Consider the following 3,867-nt stretch of genomic DNA (forward strand, 5'->3'; position numbering starts at 1 on the left):
ACTGCAACGAGGGCGAGCTGCTGTACATGTACAACATCGTCAAGCCCAAGTGCGCCATGCCGATCCACGGCGAAAACCGCCATCTGGTGGCCAACGGCCTGATCGCCGTCAAGACCGGCGTGGACCCGCAGAACGTGGTTTTGGCCGAAGACGGCGATGTGGTCGACCTGTACCACGGCAGGGCCGCGGTCGTCGGCTCCGTGCCGTGTGGTTACGTGTACGTCGATGGCGATTCCGTCGGCGAGCTGACCGATGACGAGCTGGAAAAGCGCCGCATTCTCGGCACCGAGGGCTTCGTCTCCGCGTTCGTGGTGGTCGACACCGACAATCACGAGGTTGTCACCGGCCCGAAGATCTACCTGAATGCCGTGGCCGAGGACGAAAGCGAGTTCGACAAGGTTCGTCACCAGATCGTCGAACAGCTCAACGACCAGATGATGCAGGGCACGCGCGACACCTACAAGCTGCAGCAGACCATGCGCCGCACGCTCGGCAGCTGGGTTGCGCGCCAGCTGCACCGCAAGCCGATGATCGTGCCCGTCGTGGCCGACATCGCCCAGGACGTCGAAACCGTAGAAACCAAGTAGTCCGGATTATCCAGGGACGACCGTAAGGAGTAATTGAAGTCATGCCCGGTTCTAATCTCACTCGTATTGAAGCCGAAGAACGTAAGGCCGTTATCGAAGCGCCGATTCACTATCACGTCGACCTTGACCTGACGGTCGGCGCGAAGAACTTCGGTTCCAAGTCGTTCATCTGCTTCAACGCGAAGCCTGGTTCGTCGACCTTCCTCGACCTGATCGCCGACGAAGTGACCTCCATCGACCTCAACGGCAAGTCCCTGGACCCGGCCGTGGCCTTCCAAGACAACCGCATCGAACTGACCGACCTCAAGGAGAAGAACGAGGTCACCGTCGAAGCCAGGTGCCGTTACTCCAACACTGGCGAGGGCCTGCACCGCTCGGTCGACCCGTCCGATGGCAACATCTACCTGTACTCCCAGTTCGAGGTGCCGGACGCTCGCCGCGTCTACGCCGTGTTCGACCAGCCTGACCTGAAGGCCACCTTCGACTTCAAGGTGCTCGCTCCCGACAGCTGGATCGTCACCTCCAACATGCCGGTTGCCACCATCGAGGACGATCCGCGCGAAACCCTCGACGGCACCCTCGGCGACAAGCCGAACGAAAGCACCCGTCTGTGGGACTTCGAGCCGACCCCGGTGATGAGCTCCTACCTGACCGCCATCTGCGCCGGCCCGTACGCCGAATGGCACACCGAATACCTGAACGAAGACGGCCGTACCGTGCCAATGGCCCAGTACTGCCGACAGTCGTTGGCCAAGGCCTTCGCGAAGGACGTCGACTACCTGTTCGACATCACCAAGAAGGGCTTCGCGTTCTACGCCAAGACCTGGGGCGTGCCCTACCCGTACGCCAAGTTCGACCAGATCTACGTTCCCGAATACAACGCGGGCGCGATGGAGAACATCGGCATGGTCACCATCCGCGACTCCTACGTGTTCGAATCCAAGGTGACCGACGCGCTGGCCGAGCGTCGTGTGGTGACCGTGCTGCACGAGCTTGCGCACATGTGGTTCGGCGACTATGTGACCATGAAGTGGTGGAACGACCTGTGGCTCAACGAGTCCTTCGCTGAATTCACCTCCACGCTGGCCACTGCCGAAGCCACCGAATGGCATGACGCTTGGGCCACTTTCTGCTCCGGCGAGAAGAGCTGGGCGCTGCGCCAGGATCAGCTGCCCACCACGCACCCGATCGTCGCGCCGATCAACGACCTCAACGACACTTACGTCAACTTCGACGGCATCACCTACGCCAAGGGCGCCTCCGTGCTGAAGCAGCTGGCATTCTACGTGGGCCGCACGCAGTTCTTCGAAGGTATCCACAACTACCTGAACCGTCACGCCTACTCCAACGCCACCCTGGCCGACCTGCTGAGCGAACTGGAAAAGACCTCCGGCCGCGATCTCAAGGCCTGGAGCGCCAAGTGGCTGGAGGAATCCGGCATCAACACGATCGCCACTGGCCTGACCGTAAACGCGGACGGCACCATCGCCGAACTGAAGCTCACCCAGAGCGCGCCGGCCGAACACCCGGTGCTGCGCCCGCATCGCCTGGCCGTCGGCTTCTACAACGAAGACGCCGCAACCGGCAAGATCGTGCGCACCGAGCAGTTCGAACTCGATGTAGATGGCGAAACCACCATCGTCGAGGCCGCAGCCGGCAAGCCGCGCCCGGCATTCGTGCTGGTCAACGACGATGACCTGACCTACACCAAGATTCGTTTCGACGCCGAATCCCAGGCATTCGCCGAAGCCAACCTGCATCGTTTCGATGATGCCCTGGCCCGCGCCGTGACCTGGCTCGCCTTCTGGGATATGACCCGTGACGGCGAATTCCCGGCCGAACGCTTCGTGGACATGACCCTGCGTCTTCTGGCCACGGAAACCGAATCCACCACCTTCCGTTACGCGCTGGCCTGCATGAGCACCACCGCCCACCACTACGTGGCGCCCGCCCGCCGCGACGATGTGCTGCGCCACGTGGCCGCCGAACTGTGGACTCTGGCCAACGCCGCCGAAGCCGGCTCGGACACCCAGTTCCAGCTCGTCACCGCCTACTTGGGCTACGGTGAGGAGGGCGACGCCGCATTCGCCGCCAACGCACACGGTCTGCTGGACGGCACCGTGCGTCTTGAAGGCCTCGAAATCGACAACAACTTCACGTGGACCATCGTCCAAGCGCTCACCTCCGTCAACGAGATGACCAACGACGACGTGGACGCGCAGCTCGCCAAGAAGGAGACCACGGAAAACCGCGAGTTCGCCTACGGCGCCCGTGCCTCCATGGCCACCGCTGAGGCCAAGGAATGGGCTTGGGATCAGGCGCTCCACAACGACGAGCTGACCAACTCCCAGCTCGAGGCCGTGGCCCGTGGCTTCTCCGCCACCCCGCGCCCCGATCTGGCCGAGCCGTTCGCCGCCAAGTACTTCGAGACCGTTGACTGGGTCTGGGCCAACAAGACCTATCACATGGCCGAGGCGTTGCTCAACGGCCTGTACCCGGGCTACGCCGATCCCGCCACGCTGGTCAAGCTCGGTGACGCCTGGCTGGACGAGCACATTGCCGCCGACAATGCCCTGAAGCGTCTGATCGTCGAAAACGTGGCATCCTCCCACCGCACCCTCAAGGTTCGCGAATACAACGAAGCGCTCTGATTTCCTTCTGGCCCCCCTCGGGTGCGAGGGGAGTTGTCGCCTCAGGCGACTGGGGGAATCGCTTCCGCGAGGAGCTACGTCCACATTCCAACATAAAACCCGCAACCAATCCTCAACAGCGTATTCTCGCTCAAGGCCGGCAATGTGCCGGTCGATGAGCGACAAGGATACGGGGAATGATTGCGGGCTTTTCCATAACTTCATTACTACTGATTCTGTTGGCCGGAATCGGCGCAGGATTCGTGGGCTATGCGGTAGGCGCATCGTCACTGGTCTCATACCCGGCCTTGCTCGCGTTCGGCATTCCGCCTGTATTGGCAAACGCTTCTAACACCGTTGGCGTGGTCGGCACGGGCATCGGTGGCGTGATGGGTGCGCGCAAAGAACTCAAAGGCCAAGCGGTACGCTCCATTACGTATGTGGTCATTGGCGCATTCGGCGGGGTGGCCGGTGCGTTTCTGTTGCTCAAACTCGACCCGAGTGTCTTTGAATTTGCCGCACCAGTGCTGATTTTGCTGAGCTCGCTGATCATCGCCATCAATCCGCGCGGCCGCATGCAGGCCAAGCAAGCCGCCGCGGATGCCACCGCGCAACTCAAGCACATCGAAGCCACTGAAGCCACTGAAGCC

General features: G+C 62.0%; 2 protein-coding genes and 1 pseudogene. All 3 read left to right on the forward strand.

The window, feature by feature from the left end:
- A pseudogene (locus Q5H31_RS08120) lies at window positions 1–587 on the forward strand (RNase J family beta-CASP ribonuclease); the annotation flags it as partial.
- Between the two features lie 41 nt (window positions 588–628).
- Window positions 629–3,238 carry an aminopeptidase N gene (gene pepN / locus Q5H31_RS08125; protein WP_011068343.1) on the forward strand — a complete coding sequence of 870 codons (2,610 nt, stop codon included), beginning with the start codon at window positions 629–631 and terminating at the stop codon, window positions 3,236–3,238.
- A 176-nt stretch (window positions 3,239–3,414) separates the two neighbouring features.
- Window positions 3,415–3,867: TSUP family transporter (locus Q5H31_RS08130; RefSeq protein ID WP_302457666.1), on the forward strand; the 453-nt coding region annotated here is incomplete at its 3' end.

Origin of the sequence: uncultured Bifidobacterium sp. (genome assembly GCF_959020155.1) — a bacterium.
Lineage (GTDB): Bacteria > Actinomycetota > Actinomycetes > Actinomycetales > Bifidobacteriaceae > Bifidobacterium.

Excerpts from the sequence above, each read along its gene's own strand:
- pepN (WP_011068343.1), top strand. The coding sequence starts at position 629 with ATGCCCGGTTCTAATCTCACTCGTATTGAAGCCGAAGAACGTAAGGCC.